At 42.7% G+C, this 17,881-nt stretch carries 17 protein-coding genes; 4 read left to right on the top strand and 13 right to left on the bottom strand.

All coding sequences use genetic code 11. The features are described from left to right. Positions 1-198: 198 nt before the first annotated feature. Entirely contained in the window at positions 199-936 is a 738-nt protein-coding gene (locus CXF80_RS13160; protein WP_101033288.1) for a sulfotransferase family protein, read from the bottom strand. A 233-nt stretch (positions 937-1,169) separates the two neighbouring features. Here CXF80_RS13160 and CXF80_RS13155 point away from each other — a divergent pair, with 233 nt between their 5' ends. After that, a complete protein-coding gene (locus tag CXF80_RS13155) occupies positions 1,170-2,276 on the top strand; it encodes a Fic family protein (RefSeq protein ID WP_101033287.1) in 1,107 nt (368 codons plus the stop codon). On the opposite strand, the gene dcm is transcribed toward CXF80_RS13155, so the two are convergent. Further along, the gene (dcm, locus tag CXF80_RS13150; RefSeq protein WP_101033286.1) at positions 2,273-3,949 is read right to left on the bottom strand and encodes a DNA (cytosine-5-)-methyltransferase; all 1,677 of its coding nucleotides are present in this window, start codon (positions 3,947-3,949) and stop codon (positions 2,273-2,275) included. The genes CXF80_RS13155 and dcm overlap by 4 nt on opposite strands. A 164-nt stretch (positions 3,950-4,113) precedes the next feature. On the opposite strand from dcm, the gene CXF80_RS13145 reads away from it, so the two are divergent. After that, the gene (locus tag CXF80_RS13145; protein ID WP_101033285.1) at positions 4,114-5,319 is read left to right on the top strand and encodes a type II restriction endonuclease; all 1,206 of its coding nucleotides are present in this window, start codon (positions 4,114-4,116) and stop codon (positions 5,317-5,319) included. Here the strand turns inward: CXF80_RS13145 and CXF80_RS13140 are convergent. The 6 genes from CXF80_RS13140 to CXF80_RS13115 form a co-directional block, all read right to left on the bottom strand. Then, a complete protein-coding gene (locus CXF80_RS13140; protein ID WP_101033284.1) occupies positions 5,291-5,503 on the bottom strand; it encodes a hypothetical protein in 213 nt (70 codons plus the stop codon). The genes CXF80_RS13145 and CXF80_RS13140 overlap by 29 nt on opposite strands. Before the next feature lie 239 nt (positions 5,504-5,742). Continuing rightward, the gene (locus CXF80_RS13135; protein WP_101033283.1) at positions 5,743-6,069 is read right to left on the bottom strand and encodes a hypothetical protein; all 327 of its coding nucleotides are present in this window, start codon (positions 6,067-6,069) and stop codon (positions 5,743-5,745) included. A 313-nt stretch (positions 6,070-6,382) separates the two neighbouring features. Further along, a complete protein-coding gene (locus tag CXF80_RS13130) occupies positions 6,383-7,699 on the bottom strand; it encodes an anaerobic C4-dicarboxylate transporter (RefSeq protein ID WP_101033282.1) in 1,317 nt (438 codons plus the stop codon). Positions 7,700-8,054: 355 nt separating this feature from the next. Next, positions 8,055-9,278 (bottom strand): winged helix-turn-helix domain-containing protein, encoded by a 1,224-nt coding sequence (locus CXF80_RS13125; RefSeq protein WP_101033281.1) that lies wholly within the window; start codon positions 9,276-9,278, stop codon positions 8,055-8,057. Between the two features lie 421 nt (positions 9,279-9,699). Further along, a complete protein-coding gene (locus CXF80_RS13120) occupies positions 9,700-11,715 on the bottom strand; it encodes a CocE/NonD family hydrolase (protein WP_101033280.1) in 2,016 nt (671 codons plus the stop codon). 31 nt (positions 11,716-11,746) lie between these two features. After that, positions 11,747-13,033 (bottom strand): ATP-grasp domain-containing protein, encoded by a 1,287-nt coding sequence (locus CXF80_RS13115; RefSeq protein WP_101033279.1) that lies wholly within the window; start codon positions 13,031-13,033, stop codon positions 11,747-11,749. A 360-nt stretch (positions 13,034-13,393) separates the two neighbouring features. Between CXF80_RS13115 and tnpA the strand changes: the two genes are divergently transcribed. Both tnpA and tnpB read left to right on the top strand, forming a co-directional pair. Then, positions 13,394-13,699, top strand: coding sequence for an IS66 family insertion sequence element accessory protein TnpA (gene tnpA, locus CXF80_RS13110; protein WP_101033278.1), 306 nt, complete (start codon positions 13,394-13,396; stop codon positions 13,697-13,699). After that, positions 13,693-14,109 carry an IS66 family insertion sequence element accessory protein TnpB gene (gene tnpB / locus CXF80_RS13105; RefSeq protein ID WP_101033277.1) on the top strand — a complete coding sequence of 139 codons (417 nt, stop codon included), beginning with the start codon at positions 13,693-13,695 and terminating at the stop codon, positions 14,107-14,109. Before tnpA ends, tnpB begins: the two co-directional genes overlap by 7 nt. 279 nt (positions 14,110-14,388) lie before the next feature. On the opposite strand, the gene CXF80_RS13100 is transcribed toward tnpB, so the two are convergent. The 5 genes from CXF80_RS13100 to CXF80_RS13085 all read right to left on the bottom strand — a co-directional run bounded on the left by CXF80_RS13100 (position 14,389) and on the right by CXF80_RS13085 (position 17,749). Beyond that, positions 14,389-15,459, bottom strand: a complete 1,071-nt coding sequence (locus CXF80_RS13100) for a Fic family protein (protein WP_101033276.1) — start codon at positions 15,457-15,459, stop codon at positions 14,389-14,391. 113 nt (positions 15,460-15,572) lie between these two features. Then, positions 15,573-16,304, bottom strand: coding sequence for a tyrosine-type recombinase/integrase (locus CXF80_RS20495; protein ID WP_443019089.1), 732 nt, complete (start codon positions 16,302-16,304; stop codon positions 15,573-15,575). A 54-nt stretch (positions 16,305-16,358) separates the two neighbouring features. After that, complete coding sequence (locus CXF80_RS20490; RefSeq protein WP_232772101.1) at positions 16,359-16,604, bottom strand: Arm DNA-binding domain-containing protein; 246 nt, start codon at positions 16,602-16,604, stop codon at positions 16,359-16,361. A gap of 69 nt (positions 16,605-16,673) precedes the next feature. Beyond that, positions 16,674-16,886: a hypothetical protein gene (locus tag CXF80_RS13090; protein ID WP_101033275.1), complete on the bottom strand. Its 213-nt coding sequence runs from the start codon at positions 16,884-16,886 to the stop codon at positions 16,674-16,676. Next, a complete protein-coding gene (locus CXF80_RS13085; RefSeq protein WP_101033274.1) occupies positions 16,886-17,749 on the bottom strand; it encodes a YicC/YloC family endoribonuclease in 864 nt (287 codons plus the stop codon). The genes CXF80_RS13090 and CXF80_RS13085 overlap by 1 nt, the downstream gene beginning before the upstream one ends. Between the last annotated feature and the right edge of the window lie 132 nt (positions 17,750-17,881).

Genomic DNA, 17,881 nt, shown 5'->3' with positions numbered 1-17,881 from the left:
GCCTACATTAAAGGGTGATTAATATGGATATATAGTCAAAAGTACTCGATACCATATACATAAAAAGTGCACTCTATCTTCACTTAGTGCGCCTTCTAAAAACAGCATGTGGAAATGGATATTCAAATTTAGCGCGCTGAGTCAGCATGGCCGATCCGGTTTTAGCTTGTGGGTTGCTAAAGCCGTTAACTGACAAGGTTATAATCGATAATCAAAAAACTTGCGTTTATCGGGCCCTGAGGCATTGGCGCTAATTTTGTTGGGGTGTTTATATTCATCCCAGCTAGCGACATTGCGGCCCATATTTAGCTGCGGAAAATTCAGTTGTGGAAATTGAAGTAGCGGAAATTTAACCTCATTTGGCTGAGGCAAGCCGATAAACTGCAATAGCGCGGCAAAGCTGCCAGCAACACTAATATCAATCGCCATAAAGTTATCGCGGCCAGCAAAGTAACTCAACACTTGTTGCTGGTGGCGTTGATAACATGCTCTTAAATGGGCTTCATCTAGTGCATCTTCAACCTGCCATATATCAAAGCAATGGTTAAAACTGCGCTTCATCAGCGGATGAAAGCGGCCATTGTGGTTATCTAAATGCACCATCATTCTGCTGAGTAACATTTGCATCGACGGCAGCCACTTATCTAACGGCCTGTCTAAATAGACAAACTTTGCGCTGGGAAATAACACATCAAGCTGCTGATAATCACTAAAGCACGGCGCATCCGACACCGCATCGGCCAACATAAACGCCTGCTTAGTAAAGGCTTGGTGGGCAACCGTTAACCCTTGCTCAAGCAAGGCTACACTCACGCTGGTAGTACCCGTTCGCGGCAAGCCGATAATAAACACTTTATGGGGCAGCTTATTTGCCAAAGTCGGTTTAGGCATAGCGGCTTGTGGTGATGTCGATACTTCAGTCGGCTTGGATGTCATTAATTACAGTCGCATTGGGTTATAGAAATTGAAGGTTATAGAAACAGTAAATGATTATACCGAAATGCTAGCCAAGGTGTTATTGAGCTGGCTAATGAGAGTCATGAGGCAATTAACCATCCTATTCGCCTCATTGAGTGAGGCGAATAAATTGCTATTTGCCTCATTTGATGAGTAGAATAGCTTGGTATTTGCATCAAAACAGTATTTAAGTCAGCTAAACGGAGGTTAATATGTGGATTTGGCAACAGCAAGAATGGCCCAACTTTGTATGGGATCATAGCCGTATTAATTCTTTATTGCGTCAAATTCAATTTAACCAAGGTTTGCTACTGGGTAAAATAGGCACTGAATCGGCTAGTCAATGGACACTCGATACCATGATAGCCAATATCGTTCATTCAAGTGCGATAGAAGGCGAAAAGCTCAACGTATTGTCTGTACGTTCATCTTTGGCCAATAAACTTGGTGTGAGTGAAGAAAACCCTTATCCCACCACGGCACAAACAGATGGTTTAGCAGATATCACCTTAGATGCGTTACGAAACTGGCAACAGCCACTTAGCCTAACGCGTATTTTAGATTGGCATGCTCTGTTGTTTTCAAGTAACCAAGCAGTGTTTAATCCTGTGGTTGGCGGTAAGCTACGCGGCGATGAGCCTATGCAGGTGGTATCGGGGCGTTTAGACAAACCGACAATCCATTTTGAAGCGCCTCCTCGAGATACGCTAGACAAAAGCTTAACCCAGTTTATTGAGTGGTTTAATCAATCACGAAAACAGGCAGACCTTGATCCGTTAGTACGGGCAGCCATCACTCATTTGTGGTTTGTCACCTTGCATCCGCTTGATGATGGTAATGGACGTATCACCCGTTTACTCACCGATGTAGCTTTAGCCCAAGCTGAACATCGTTCGATTCATTTTTACGCTATGTCAGTTAGCATACTTGAGCGACGTAAAGCTTATTACGCGATACTAGAGTCTACCCAACAGGGGTCCCTCGATATTACACCTTGGCTATTATGGTTTTTAGACACCTTAAATGATGCTGTTCAACACACACTCGATAACATTGAACAAACCATCGCGAAAACCCAATTCTGGCTTCGTGTCGGTAGGCGCTCACTCACCCCAGCGTTAACAACAGAACAAGTTAAGGTGCTGAACCGACTGCTAGAGGGTGACTTTAGTGATGGGATCAGCAGTAGCCAATATCAAAAAGTCGCTAAAGTCAGCCGCGCCACCGCAACCCGCCATTTAGCTCAACTAGTCGAACAACAGTGTTTGGTCAAAACCGGCGCGGGTGGTAGAAGCACAAGGTATGTGTTATTTGATTAATCAAATCCCTTTGTAATTTCAATTGCAGGTTTTAGAAGTTTTGCTACAGCTCTAAATACCGGTACAACAACTGAATTACCAAATTGCTTATACGCACTAGCATTAGCACAAACTATTTTAAAATCATGATCGTCTTTTGTTCGATCAAATTTAGGTTTTTCAAATCCCATTAATCTCGCACATTCGCTTGGGGTTAGGCTTCTCGGTGTTTTATATAAGGGATTAAATTCTACTGCGTAGCGTCCAAACTTTTCATCATAAATACTTTCCCCGTCTTTTATTAGTTTCTTATACTGTTCGGACTGGTCTGCTACATGTAGAAATTTTAAAGCATGGGAAGTCGCAAATTCTTCTCTTTCTTGGTTCTTGAAAATAGCATGTATCTTCTTACCTTCTAGGTAGTCATCTTCAAGTCCTTGTTGATTTATTAAGATCTCGGAACCATCTTTGTAATACCGCGCCGAAAGTGTGCGAGTTGTAACATTTTCATCCCTAGGATCAACAAGTCCAAAACCAAAGCCATTACCCTTAGTTTTATGTTTTAAAGCATAATGATAAAGATAATTCCAAAGGTTTTGCGTCAATGTATATTTTTCAATTTCAGCATTGCTTAATTCTGACAAAATTTCGTCAAGAGTATAGCGACTTTTTGGTTTTTCTATTTGAGAAAGCGAAAGTTTTTTTAAATCAGGGAATTTCTGAATAATATCGTTTCTGATACCAACGATAACAACTCTTTCACGGTGCTGAGGTGTGAAATTAATACCATCAATAATAGTTGGTTCAACTTTTCTTTTTCTCACATTGACAATAGCTTCTTCAATATCTTTGCCTGCGTTAGTTATATCAAGTAACCAATAGCCTAATTGGTCTAATGTCCTAATTATTGTAGCAAAAGTGTTACCTTTATCATGACTTTTTAGGTTTTTAACATTTTCTAAAACAAAAAATTTTGGAGTTCTAGCTTCAATAATTTTCTCGACATCAAAAAACAAAGTTCCTTGTGTATCGCACTCAAAGCCGTGTGCTCTGCCAAGGGATATTTTTTTTGAAACACCAGCAATAGAAAATGGTTGGCAAGGAAAACCGGCTAAAAGTACATCATGTTGTGGAACATGTTTAAGTATATGTGACGCCTTTTCTGATTCGGATATAATTTGGCTATTACTGCATGTGACCTTTGTTATATCCATAAAAGACGTATTTGCTCTGGGATTATCGCCTTCTTTGTCAAGAAAGTACGGTAACTCATCTTTATCAACATAGTAATTAGCAAGATATGTTTTTCTAGCTTTTCGATCTAACTCATTTGTAAATACACATTTACCACCTAAGTCTTCAAATCCTTTTCTAATACCACCGATACCGGCAAAAAGATCTATGAATGTGAATGCTGGACTATCCCAGTGTGATGGTTTCTTGGGTAACAAATGACTTTCGATAAATCGCCTAGTTTTTTTGTCCAAGTTTATACTTACAGAATTTGAATCTTTAGACCATTTGTTTAGATTTTCACGGCTTACACCAATGCCAATCTCACTTAATTTTATAGCTAGATTCTTTTGGTCATATATTTCAATTAGTAACTTGAATAATGAGTGTGTGGCAATTTCGTCATCTTTATGAAGGTGCTCATTGAGTTCATCTCCAAGCGTTATAATATCTTTAACCATGACTATAATTTTAGGGGGGGATTTGTGTGAGATTCTATCACACAAAAATCCCAGATTGTTGAGGTTTTTGATATCTATAAGTTTTGGTTTGATCTGCTGACTAACAAGATGTTATGAGGTACATTGATTTAGGTTTTTAAATTTTTTTAACTACGAGGTATAAAGTGCTATTTTCTGATTGGTTATCAAGCATTTCATCTGTTGATTATTCACTTTACATAAAAAGATTATCTGCCAATGATACCGGCGCTAGTGGCGGTCATCAAGTTGGAGTTTATGTACCGAAAAATGTGATGGATAATCTTTTTCCATCACTGAATGTCATAGATAGATTAAACCCTGACCTGTATTTTAAAGCAGTAACCTTGTCACATGAATTTGATGATAAACAAGTAAGAGCTATTTATTACAATAATAGATTTTTCGGTAAATCAAGGAATGAAAAACGTATCACTGGTTGGGGTGGAAAGAAATCACCATTACAAAATCCTGATAATACTGGTGCCTTATCTCTATTTGCATTTGTGCGGGGGAATGAATCTGATTGTGCAACTGTTCAGGTATGGGTATGTCGTACTGTTGAAGATGAAGATTTCCTTGAGAAATCTATCGGTGAAGTTTTACCCGGAGAATGTTTATTTGGTCCATCAAATAATCTGTTAAGTGGTTTTAAGCGCACAACCCCTAAAGAATCGAATCTGTACGAAATACCAGATGCTTGGAGGCTTAAATTTCCTTCCGGTGAAGAATTGATTAAGCATTTAGCTGAAGTTTATACATTTAAAGCCGCTGAACCAGATGACTTACTTATTGAGCGTAGAGATGTTGAGTATATTGCATTTAAGAAAATTGAAGAGTTTCACGTGCTTGATAAAATTAGGGATGGTTTTGATACTGTTGATGACTTTGTGAATCTTGCAAATTCAGTGAGTAACCGACGTAAATCTAGATCCGGAAAGTCACTGGAATTACATTTAGAGCACATATTTCAAGAGAATGGTATTACAAACTTTACTTCACAATGCGTCACGGAAGCCAATAAAAAACCTGATTTCATTTTTCCTTCCGGTGACTCTTACCATAATAAGCAATTTCCTAGGCAAAAGTTGCGAATGCTGGCTGTAAAAACCACATGTAAAGATAGATGGCGACAGATTATTAATGAGGCTGATGATATCAAAATAAAGCATTTATTTACCCTGCAAGAAGGGGTTTCAATTAATCAATATGCTGAGATGAAATTGGCCGGAGTTAAACTAGTTGTGCCGAAATCTTTACATCGCTGTTATCCGGAACAAATTAGGGGTGATATATTATCGCTTGTTGAATTTATGACAGATGTTAAAGGTAATTGTTTTGATTTGAATTAATGTTGTTAAATATCTCTTCTAAAGCATCATCCACAGTAAAAACCAACCCAGAATTTAACTCTTCATCATCCTTAGAAACCGACCAAATATAGCCGTCACGGTATTGGTCGGGATTGGGTTCAATATAAATATCAAAACCATCAATAGTCTCTTCAATTATTTCGGTATCTGAATCATCACACATGGTGTTATCTCCAATAAAATACATGTTTTATTGTCGGCATTATTCAATTGTAAGTCCACGGACTATGAGTCACATTGGAAGTGAAATTCTCTAAATCTTGATGTAGGTTGATGACATTCAACAGTCGAAGCTAGCCATATCGGCATCTGCAGCTGTTGAAAACAGGATGTTTTCGTCAAGCCCCCATGGATGGGTTTACGGCGTGTTGCAGAGGACGATCTGGTGGGCGTGATGAATAGCTATGCGGAAATTAGATTAAGATATTCTATTAATTCTTTGCTTGTTTCACTTTCAAAAACTTGAAGTGAATCAGGTTCAGAATAGATCTCCGGATACTCATCATCACCTTCATTAGTGGCTGATACGATAGTGTAACGGGCGCAGTCTTCTTCACGGTCGTTAGCTATTTCATGGTCAACCCACAATATTCTGTATTGATCACCTTGTTTAAAATAGAAGCTTACACAAGTGTCGTTACCGTAACTTTTATCAATTAAAAATGGATAATCATCAGGGTTAAATCCCAAAGTAAACTGAGTTCCAAAAGCTTGTAAATACGGCTGCATAATTTAATTTATTCTGTTTTATAAGGTACATTAATTATAGTCTAAATCGTTATTATTATAGGGTTGTGGGTGACTTTATTAGTAAAAATAGAGTTTGATATACAAGATTTTTTATCTATTTTTACATTTATTATCAATATCTTAAATTTATACCTTGTGACTATCTACTAATGGCGAAAGTTGTCTGGCGTTAAATTTATAACCTAACAATGTAAACAAAAATGGCAACCATATTGGTTGCCATTTCTCTATGTATACCCGCGAGTGACAAGTCGTTAATCGCTTTGTTTTTTTAGCCTAAATATCGCTGAGATTAGTTAATTGCCATCGATAGGAAGTAACCAACAACCGTTGCAGTACCTACACCGATAAAGCCTGGAATAATAAAGCTATGGTTGAGTACGTATTTACCAATATGAGTGGTGCCGGTTCTATCGAAACTAATGGCCGCTAAATCGCTTGGGTAGAATGGAAAGAAGAAGTAGGCATAACAAGCTGGCAGTACCCCGATTAATACCGGTGCTGGGATGCCTAATGAAAACCCTAATGGCAACATAATGGTTAATACTGCCGCCTGACTTTTTAAGAATATCGATGACACAAACATGGCGATAGCAAATGTCCATGGATAAACACTGACAATGTCGCTAACCGCGCTAACCAAAAAGGTTTTATGGTGTTCGATGATGGTGTCACTCATCCAGGCTATACCGAAGATAATAATCACTGCAGTCATACCGGCGGTAAACACGTTACTGGTGACAATTTTTTTCGGTGATATATTAGTGGCCAGTAATATCAAGCCACCGACAGACAGCATCATAAACTGAATGGCGACTGACATTTTTACGCCATCTGGTAGTACTTGCTTGCTAAACATCGCCACCATGATAACGGCAAGAATACCGAGTAAGAACACGATTAAGCCTTTCTTTGCCGTCGACTTAGCTTGTGGGGTTTGTTCTGCGTCAGTTGTTGGATCGGTTAATGCTTCACGAAATTCTTCATCAGTCAGGCGCGCCTGAAACTGTTCGTCTTTATCTAAATCTTTACCGCGCTTTAAACTCCAAGTACACGCCACTAGCAAACCCGTTAAGGTCGCTGGAATGGTCACCATCAGTACATCGATTAAGTTAATATCAAGATTATTATCAACGGCAGTGGCAAGCACCACAGCCGCTGCGGCTGCAATTGGGCTAGCAGTAATGCCCATTTGTGAAGCAACGGTCGCCATGGCTAATGGACGTTCAGGTCGAATACCTTTCTTGTATGACACATCGTAAATAACAGGAAGAAGGGGATAAACGGAATGGCCTGTGCCAACCAGTACGGTTAAAGAATAAGTACAAAGTGGGCCTAAAAAAACGATATGTTCAGGATGTTTACGTAACAGCTTTTCCGCAAACGTTACCAACAGCTTTAAACCACCAGTGGCTTCTAATGTCGCCGAGGCTGCTACAACCGCCAGAATAATTAACATTACGCTGACCGGCGGTGTGCCTGGTGCAATGCCAAAGACAAATGCGAGTACCGAAACGCCTAATCCACCGAGTAAACCAAAGGCAATACCGCCGTGGCGTATACCAACAAAGATCACCGCTAATAACAGCAGCATGTGTATATAAAACATTGTGTTCTCTCCCAATGGATTTAGGCATTCGTTAGCCTTGAGAAGGTATATCACAATGTATTTTTCCGTTAGTGATTTAATTCAAGTAATTGAGTTGTATGTTATTGCAAAGGTTATAAATGTGAACGATATGACAAACCTTAGGGTACTTTTATTTGTACTCGATCCGCGTAGGTCTTGATCAGTGCATTTAATCGGTTTACGTTATTCGAAAGTCACTATCTAAAGGCAATGTGGAACGTGTAGATTGAATTAAAATCTACAGTAAGAGTGGAGGTTTTTCGTTAAACAAGCTAAATACTGAACAACGATTCATTACGATTGATAAGTCACACAAGCCGTTTTTATCTGACAATCACGGCCTATGCTTACTGGCTTTAACCAATAAATAACGAATGGCTGCGTCGTTACATTGCACCAGTTGCCAGTGCTGGCAGTTGTTGAATGTTGCATAGTGTTCAATGGCATCGACAAATGCGGCTATAAACGCCTCTCTATCGTTAGTGTCACTCATGCTCATATCTGTAGAGTGATCATCAAAAGCATCTGCTTCAAAGCTGAGTTGTTGCAGTAACAAGCACTGATTTTTACGGTCGGCTTTGACATCAACACGGCCAACAAAACGGTCGCGCCATAAAATGGGCAGTGAGTAATAGCCAAATTGACGTTTTGCCTCGGGCACATACACTTCGATTTGATAGTTAAACCCAAACCACTGCTTAAGCTTTTGGCGTTGAATGACTAAATTATCAAACGGATTAAGCAGCCAGACTTTATTGGGGATTGCTGTTGGTAATGCCTGCGTGGGTTGGTAAAAATAAACTTGTTGTGTGGTGGCGCTGGATTCAGTGAAGCTGGCGATATCACCTTGCTCGCACATTTGCGCCAATGTTTTACTGAGTAGCGGTTTAAGGCCTTTGCGTAAATATTGTATTTGCTGCAAATTACCAAAGCCGTGTGCAGATAAATAACGGTGGATCAAATGTTGGGCAAATTCGGTATCGCTAGGCACTGTGGTGTCGATATGCTTGGGTAACACTCGCTCGGTTAAGTCATACACCTTTTGAAACTTGTCACGCCTAGCAACCATTAACTCACCTTGCATAAACAACTGCTCAAGGGCTTTTTTAGCTGGTTTCCAGTCCCACCAAGTGCCATTGGGGGTATCTGATCTATGGGTAAACTGACTGGATTTTAATGGACCCTCGCTGCTAATGCGGGCTTTAACTTCGCGCATGACTTTATGTTCGGGTTCAAACCAATGTGTGCCACCTTGTTGTAATTGCTGCTTACGGTACAAGCTAAAACGGTAATCATCGATAGGCAGATAAGCCGCCGCATGAGACCAATATTCAAACACGGTTTTATCGCTCATTGCTGCGTCCAACATAGATGCAGAATAATCGGGCAGACGAGTGTGCAGTACATGATGATGTGCGCGTTCGACCACATTAATGGAGTCGATTTGCACATAGCTTAATTGCTGCAGTAATGCGCTTAACGAGGTGGCGGGTTGTAATAACCCTTGTTGCTGTATATTGAGTTGGAGCCACTGTTTAGCTGAGTAAGGGTTTGTCATTAAACGCCTTTGCTGTAAGTGATAATGCGTATGGATGCGCAAGTGATGCATTGCATTGTAGACTGAAATTTACCGCAGAGTACACAAGCTGTTGATGATAAGGCTGGTTGATGTTGGCGTGGATAGATAATCATTTCTTAGTCCGTTTTACCATTTTTAAACAGGCTTAATCTGGTATTCCCTCTCATTATTCATTCCCTCGCAGTCGACCATATATTGGTGTATAGATTCATTAAGCCATAAAAGGCTAAGTTTGTTTCTGCTCTCGTTTAGTCTTAATGCCCTTAACAAATCGTTCTGGGTACTGGACACTGGGTAATGAGTACAGTGTAGTGTGCAGTGGCATAGTGATTGTGGATAATACCAGGATCAATTGAGGCGATATATAATACCGGCCTCAACCTTATCCTCAACCTTAACATCAAACCAAATTACGATTAATACGAAGATTCCAGTTTTGCGAATAAACTCGCTTGTCTCCTTCATAAGCGTCTAACTCAGCATCCAGATAAAAATAAAACTCATCGCAGTGCAGTAAGGTGCGGGTGACGGTCTGTACTGCCCAGTCTCCTCGCTTAAATCCCCATCGCCAGAGAGTCTTGCCCTGTGCAGACTGGAAGTCATCACTCTGATAGGTGTACCACTCATTGGCCTCGCGATTTACAATCAGGTCGATATCTTCGAGGTGATAAGTACCATTGTCGTTAATGACTTCCAAAGTAGACAAATCCTTGTCCAGTTCGCGGATCACTCGCCAGTTATGATGTCCCTCAATAAGTTGCTGCTTGGCACCGCTGGTGGAAGCCTCAGGCGCAGGGAAAGAGATCGTCTCTTGATGACGTGGATTTCGACTCGGCAATATCACTCGGCTACAACCCGTGTAAATTTTGATCCGCGTCGACTCAGGTGAAGGCCATGCCAGCGGGAAATAAGAGGAAGAAATGGCAATTCTAATCCGGTGGCCCTTGGGAAAGGTCTGCGCGGTGCCGTTAAGCTGAACTTTTACCCGATAGCGCTTGTCTGGTTGCAGCGGTGTAGGATTAGTATGGCTATCCCTATGGGTCAGGTTCAGCAGGCCGTATGTTACCCTTGAGCTCTTGTTATCAGGATGCACATCCGATAGACGCACAGCGATCATTGCCACTGGTTTGCTGGCCGATAATTCTAACTCAATCACCGCGGCCCCCATGATCTCAAGTGCAGTGTCCAAAGGCTGACTTGTGAAAACTAACGCGCCACCTTCTTCTTCACGCTGATCATGGGGGAGATCTGGCGTGGTGCTATATGAACACCATTTGCCGGCAAACAAACCGTTACTCAAGGGTGATTGCAAACTCAGCTCCTCCTCATCAACTTCGGCGAATTCGTCTACCAGACGATATCGATCAAGCTTGAAGACAAGCGTGCCAATATTGGGTGTCGGCCAAGATGGTTCACTGACCCAACGGCCGTAGCGTTGATGGTAAGACGTTGACGGAGGCATACTGTCTAACATCCATGCCCGCAGCATGGGCTCGTCCATAATGCCGGTCTCAATCCCCTTGAGCCATTTATCCCACCAGCGTAGGCATTCCTGCAAAAAACCTATCGCCGGGCCGGGCACGCCAATATGCGGATATTTATGACTCCAGGGGCCAATCAATCCTTGCCTCGGGCCGGGCAAGTGGGTGAGCAGGCGAAAAACCGCATTACTGTAGCCATCGGCCCAGCCGCTGACTGCCATTACTGGGATCTGCACCTTAGAAAAATCTTCGCAAATCGAGCCATGCTGCCAGTATTCGTCACGGTGTTGATGATTAAGCCAGGTATTGAGCCATAAGCCACTGCCTTTAAGGCGTTCAAACCACATGTCGCGCCACTTGCTACCGACAATTTGTGGGTCCGGCGGTAAGGAGTTGTAGGCAAACATCGTCGAGGCCCACGAAAGATTATCACCGAGCAGGCAACCTCCCATATAGTGCACATCATCGGCATAGCGATCATCGGTAGAGCACACGCTAACGATAGCCTTAAGTTGTGGTGGTTGCATTGCCGCAATTTGCAGGCCGTTGAATCCCCCCCATGAGATCCCATACATGCCAATATTACCGTCGCACCACGGTTGATTTTCCAGCCACTCAATCACAGTGACACCATCGTCGAGTTCCTGCTGCAGATATTCGTCCGTTAGCACACCTTCTGAGTCGCCGCTTCCACGGATATCCACACGGATACAGGCATAGCCGTGTCCGGCAAAATATGGATGCATGGTTTCGTCGCGCAATCTGACGCCATCACGTTTACGATAAGGAATAAACTCAAAAATAGCTGGCACTGGCTCTGTTTCAGCACCTTCTGGCATCCAGATGCGGGCAGAAAGACGAATGCCGTCGGCCATCGGGATCCAGCAATGTTCGATATGGCGGATTTTGTAGGCGCAGTGCTTGGCAACCGTCATACTTCCTCCTTATGGTTATCGTGCAGATCATTTAAAGCAGTGGCACAAGTTCCAGCGGTAACGCTTGTTGCACATCACGGTATTTTTGCAACAGTTCTTGCTCGCTATCAGCGCCGATAAACACGGTCGCTAACTCGTAGCTGTAACTGTCTTGATAATTAAGCTCAGACAAACGCATTCCCTTGCAGACATGCAGCTCGATATCAGTACCCGCAATGCGCTGGGTAATTGCCTGTACTTCTTGCTCTGTGGGTACCTTGTTAACCATTGCATCTGCATGTGTGCGCCACATAAACTTGGCCGAATATTGATATAAGCCTTTACGATAGGGAAAGACAGGCTGTTTTCCTAAGGCCAAAGCCAGCATGACCTGGTGATGTGACATGCCATCGACGTTGCGGAATAATGGCGAATGGGACTTGGAAATACGGGTATTGATCTCCAACAACCAGATATGGTCACTCTCCTTGTCCCAGTAATACTCGATATTGAATGGGCCATTATCAAAATCGATAGCGGTAAGGAAGCGCTCGGTGACGGCGATCATTTTGTCCTGAACAGGTTGTGGGATCGATGATGGATACTGATAGCGAGAAAAGCTGGAATCATGCTCACCTTCACGTATTGAGTCAACGGCCCCATAGACACACAGTTTGCCATCAAAAACATAGCCTTCAAGGGTACATTGCTGGCCATCGGAGATGATCCCTTCGGCGATGCAGTGATAGCCATCAATAGCGGCAATGTCATCTGGCAGGTCGGCAAATTGCAGTAAGTAGTTGAAGGGTTTGGCAAAGCAGTAGATTTTTTTGCGGATCTCCGTAATCGCCATGTCGAGTTCACTACCATTACGCACCATAAACCCGAGGTGTGATAAAACCGCTTTTACCGGCTTAAGCCAGAAAGGGTAATCGAGGGTGATCTGCTGCTGATAATCATCTTTAAAAGGATCCACTACGCAAAAATCGGGGATATATTCTGGGATCACGCGGCGCTGCTCCAACCGGCTCCAGTATTTATGCTCGCATTTGAGTACGGCTTCAAAGCTGGGAGAGGGCAAGCCTAAAGATTGACACAATAGAGGGAGCATGGTGCTAACGGGAAAATCCAAATAGCCGACAATGGCATCTACGGAGCCAGGATAGCTGTTCAATCGCACTAGAGCGCCCTCATACAAGGTTTTGACCGGAAATTCTTTTCCTGTTTTTACCTCTGAATATTGATAAAGCTCATGAAAACAATATTCATGGGCAGAATCGAGCGAACGCATTAGGGAAAGGTTGAATTCGTCCGCAGCAAAAACAAAAATATTTTTCATTTTTCGGTCCCCTGCTTTGTTATCTCTTCATTGCCATTAATAGCAGCGCTTAACGAGATAATTTTTACTTTAATGGCATATATGAGGGTAGTTGATGGCGATCTTCTTGTCTAATAAATGGGGCGAAATTGGCCTAACTATAATGCTTAATGCCTGATGTGCTTTGGGCTCTAGCACATTGATACATAATCGGCATTGATATTTATTAGCTTAAGTTCAAATGGGAAACTAGCGTTTTTTGAAAGTGGTAACTAATCAATTTAGTCACTATTTTAGTCGTAACCGTCTGGGCAAGTACATCTTCAGTAGAACTCATGGAACCTTTATCTTAACGACTGACCATATACATCAGGCGTTAACATGGCTAAACGTTCGCATGAAGATTGGGCAGCTTTGATAAAACAGCAGCCCGCTAGCGGCTTGACTATCACCACTTTTTGTCGTCAGCATAAGCTCAGTATCAGCACCTTTTATGCCCGTAAATCCGACAAGGCTAAAATAAAATCGGTTATGCCTTTTGTTAAAGTAGCCGTCGCTGTGCCGACAAAGGTTTGCGCTTCTCAGCAGACTATCTGCTTACAGCATCAAACAGGTTTATGGACTTTTCCCTGCTCGTTGCCTTCAAGTTATCTGCTTGAAATAATAAAAGGCCTGCAAGCATGTTGATGTTTCAACAGCTTCCTTGTGTTTATCTGCATCGAGAACCCGTGGATTTACGTAAATCAATAAATGGCTTGGCTATCATCGTTGAGCAGCAATTGTTGCGACAGGCCACCGACGGCAGCGTGTTTGTCTTTTGTAATAAAGGCCGTGATAAATTAACAATCCAGTACTGGGATAGCACCGGTTTTGCGCTTTGGTATAAACGCCTCGAACAGGCTAAATTCAAGTGGCCGACTAAAAGCGAAGATGAGTGTATGCGCTTATCTGAGCAGCAGTTTCATTGGCTACTTTCAGGATTTGACGTATTAGGCCATCAGCATGTTGAAGGCTTGATTCGTGGGGCTGAGGCCAGTGCCATTTTATACAGCATCATAGAAACGGCCAAAGCAAATGAGCTAACGCCATTCAATTAAATTGAACACTGTTTAGAGAAATTATCTTACCCTAACTGCGACCTCAATAGCCTATTACCCTGGCGCGTTAATCTAGGCAAGGCGTAGTTCGCCGGATGCTCACGGAATAATTAATACCATCGTCGCGCAGCACGTCACATAGATGCCAACGTTTTTGGACGATATCGTTGTTGCTTGAAGTGCTCATTAGGTTCTTTTTATATATTCAATCATTCTGGATGCCATTAGCACCGCTATAATGTTTAGTTTATCTGTTGGTTCTTTTTGTTTGAGCAAGCGTTAATTTACAGCAAACAGGGCAAACAATGGTTGGTTGATATAGTAATTGCTACGACCGATTTTTTCTTTGACTAGGAAGCCATGTTCAACCAGTTGTTCCAGGTATTTAGTTGCGGTGATACGACTGACTCCAAGGTCTTGCATGATAAAGTCAATTTTGGTGTATGGGTGGCTAAAGATGTTATTTAACAGCTCTTGGCGATAGATATTTGGTAGCTTTGTACGAATGCCATGTTTCACATTATTCATCTGCTGTTTTATTTGCTCAATCAAGCCGATAGTTTGTTGCGCCGTTTGTGCGATGCCCTCAAGGATAAACAGTAACCATGGTTCCCAGTTGTTATCTTCACGAACAGTTTGCAGATGACTGTAGTAGTCGGCTTTGTTTTGAATAATGTAGCGGCTGAGGTATAGCACTGGTAGATCGAGCAGGCCTTTTGCTACTAAGTAGAGGATATTGATGATGCGGCCAGTTCGGCCATTACCATCATAGAAAGGATGGATACTCTCAAACTGATGATGGATAAGCGCCATCTTGACTAATGGATCTAACTCGCAGCACTCATCGTCATTGATGTAGTTAACTAAATTTTCCATCAAAGACTGAATTTTATTAGCATCTTGCGGCGGCGTGTAGATAACCTCTCCAGTAGCAGCATTTTTTAGTTCTGTTCCTGGGACCTTTCGAAAGCCTGCCCGATTTTTTTCGAGCGCGAGTTGTACCTCTAAAATATCACTTAGACGTAATAACTTTTGCTGACGAACAGTGGTAAAACTTTGTCGTAGTGCCGCAGAGTAGTCACGTACCTCTTTTGCAGCGATGCTGGTTTGCTCTGTTAACAGTTCAGCTTTAAATAACTCATCATGGGTGGTGATGATATTCTCAACTGCTGAACTGTCCTTTGCTTCCTGTAAAGTCAGGGTGCTGATCAGAATATTCTCATTGGGAATGCTTGCTGCCACGCCTTTAAGTTCTGCGAGGTAACGATGAGCCGTTGCAAGCTTTTTGAGTACGGCTCGAGTTTCAAGTTGTTCTGGGTCGGGTAGCGGTAAGCTGGCAATTGGGTACATATTTATCCTACTTGTAGACTCAGCACTAGATTTAGCTTTTATCAACTAATATGTATAGATTTCGGCCATTATTATACATATCAAGCTAAATATATATAGAAAAGTGCCAATTACTATACATGTCGACAAAACCTATATAGTAAATAGTCGATTGCTATACATGTCGTAGCCAATAAAGTACGGCATGTGCGCCGTAAGTCATGGACGGTGAAGTGGGGCATGCCTTCCATCTTGTTGGTGGGTTGTTTCTTCTTACTGGCTTCATGTCCAAAAAGCTTGGTGATAGCTCTGTTTAACGTATCTGCGCCCATGTGCGGATTCTTGCTGGTTCTGCGGCTTGGAAAAACATATTCGGAACCACAAGCCCTTATTTTTAGCTCTTGTATCCAGTTCATGACAACTTCAGGTAATGGAATAGCAATGCCAACACCAGATTTACTGCATTCTTTCGATAAGTTCCAAACCTGCTTCTCTAAATCAAAGTCCTTCCACGGCGCTTCTGCCAATTCTGACTTCCTAATGCCTAATGTCACCAGTAATGCACAAGCGAGATAATTCTCACGGCTGAAACTTTCGCTGTTGCTTCGTGCGATATTAAAGAACTGAGTGAGCCCTTCAATAATTAAGGCCCTTTCTTTGCTTTTTTCCACGTTACCAGCATCAGAAACCGAAAATGCACTCGCTGGATTTGCGCCAAGCAGATCCAGTTTTATGCCGTGATTGAAAAGCTGCTTGCAGTGCATAAGAGCATCATTAGCGATCGCTGGACGGCCAGAAGCGGCAATGGCGTTCAATACTGCTCTTATGTCTCTAGCGTTGACGCTATCGACGTTGAAGGAGCCTATATGTGGGGTAATGTCTTTGCGGGAGATACGTTCGGGAATTTCGTGATGTTTGAGTCATTTAACGTTACCGATATGCCAATCGGCGAAGAGGTCATCGACGGTTTTAATTTCGGCTTGTTCAGCGCGTTTCTTGGCGATAAGAGGGGCTAAGCCATCTCGAAACTGCTTCATTTTAACTGCGGCGTCGGCACGTGCATCAGCAAGAGAAAGATCACTGTATTTAGCCAGCGTCATTTCTTTGCGTTTATTGTTGGCCGTATAGCGGAGCATCCAGAAAGATTTTCCGGATTTGGACCACAAAATACAGGCCTTCACCATCAGCGGAACGGACAGGTACTCCTTTGGATTTTGCAGTAACTTCTTTTGCGGTTAGGTCGCCCATAAATAAGCACCAGCCAATGTAAGTTCAAGAGTGGGGATTTTTACCCACTCTTGCATTCGACTAGATACTAACCTACCCAGCATATTACCCACCAGTTCGTTAACGATTTCGGTGGGTAACAGTGGACCTCTACGGACTGGGGTTATAGTAAACCCTTTAAAAGCAGCGTGTTCGGTACCGTTGAGGACGCGGGTGGACATTATTCTACGTTTTGGATCTGCTCGCGCATTTGCTCAATCAATACCTTTAACTCTACTGCGGCAGAAGTGATTTCTGCACTGATTGATTTTGAGGCTAAGGTATTTGATTCGCGATTAAACTCTTGCATCATAAAATCTAAACGACGGCCTTCGCTGCCACCTTTTTTGAGGATACGGCGGGCTTCTGTTACGTGGGCCTCAAGACGGTCCATTTCTTCGGCGACATCTTGCTTTTGCGCCAATAACACCATTTCCTGTTCTACACGGGTAGAGTCTAATTCGCCGACGATGTCTGCTAAGCGATTAGTGAGTTTTTCGCGTTGGTACTGCATCACGGTTGGCATGTGTTCACGCACAATCGTCACTTGCTTCATTACGCCGTCTAAGCGGGTCAGTAGCATGTCTTTAATGGCTTCGCCTTCGCGGCCGCGGGCTTCGATAAATTGATCGACAGCGCTGTCAAACGCGGTCATTAGCTCGGCACCCATGCTGTCCATATCTTGTTCAGCAGCGGAGAGAACCCCAGGCCAGCGCAATACGTCAGTTAGGCTAAGTTCGCCTTGTCCGGCTTCTTGTTTTAACCAGTTCGCCGCGCTGAGTAACTGTTTGGCTAAATCTTGATTAAGTTGCAATTCATTATTGCTGCTGTCGACGAGTTCATAACGTAAATTAACTTCTACTTTGCCGCGGTTGAGGCGTTTACGTAGACGATCGCGTAAGACAGGTTCAAAGCTGCGAAACTGCTCAGGTAGGCGCAGGTAGGTTTCTAAGTAGCGCTGGTTGACTGAGCGGATTTCCCATGAGGCGGTACCCCATTGTGCTTTGTGCTCGATACGAGCGTAGGCTGTCATGCTTTGGATCATGAAATGTCCTGTTATATTATTACGCGAATGTGAGTTGATTATAGCCGTTTTAGGTGACTAGGTTAAAGGATTAGTCGATAGATTTTTGGCTTGGCATAGTATCTAACGGCATGAAGCTCTATAATACGCCCT

It is taken from the genome of Shewanella sp. Actino-trap-3, from assembly GCF_002836275.1.
In the GTDB taxonomy this organism is placed as follows: domain Bacteria; phylum Pseudomonadota; class Gammaproteobacteria; order Enterobacterales; family Shewanellaceae; genus Shewanella; species Shewanella psychromarinicola.
The sequence above is the reverse complement of the archived record's forward strand: the minus strand, read 5'-3'. Positions and strand labels throughout refer to the sequence as shown.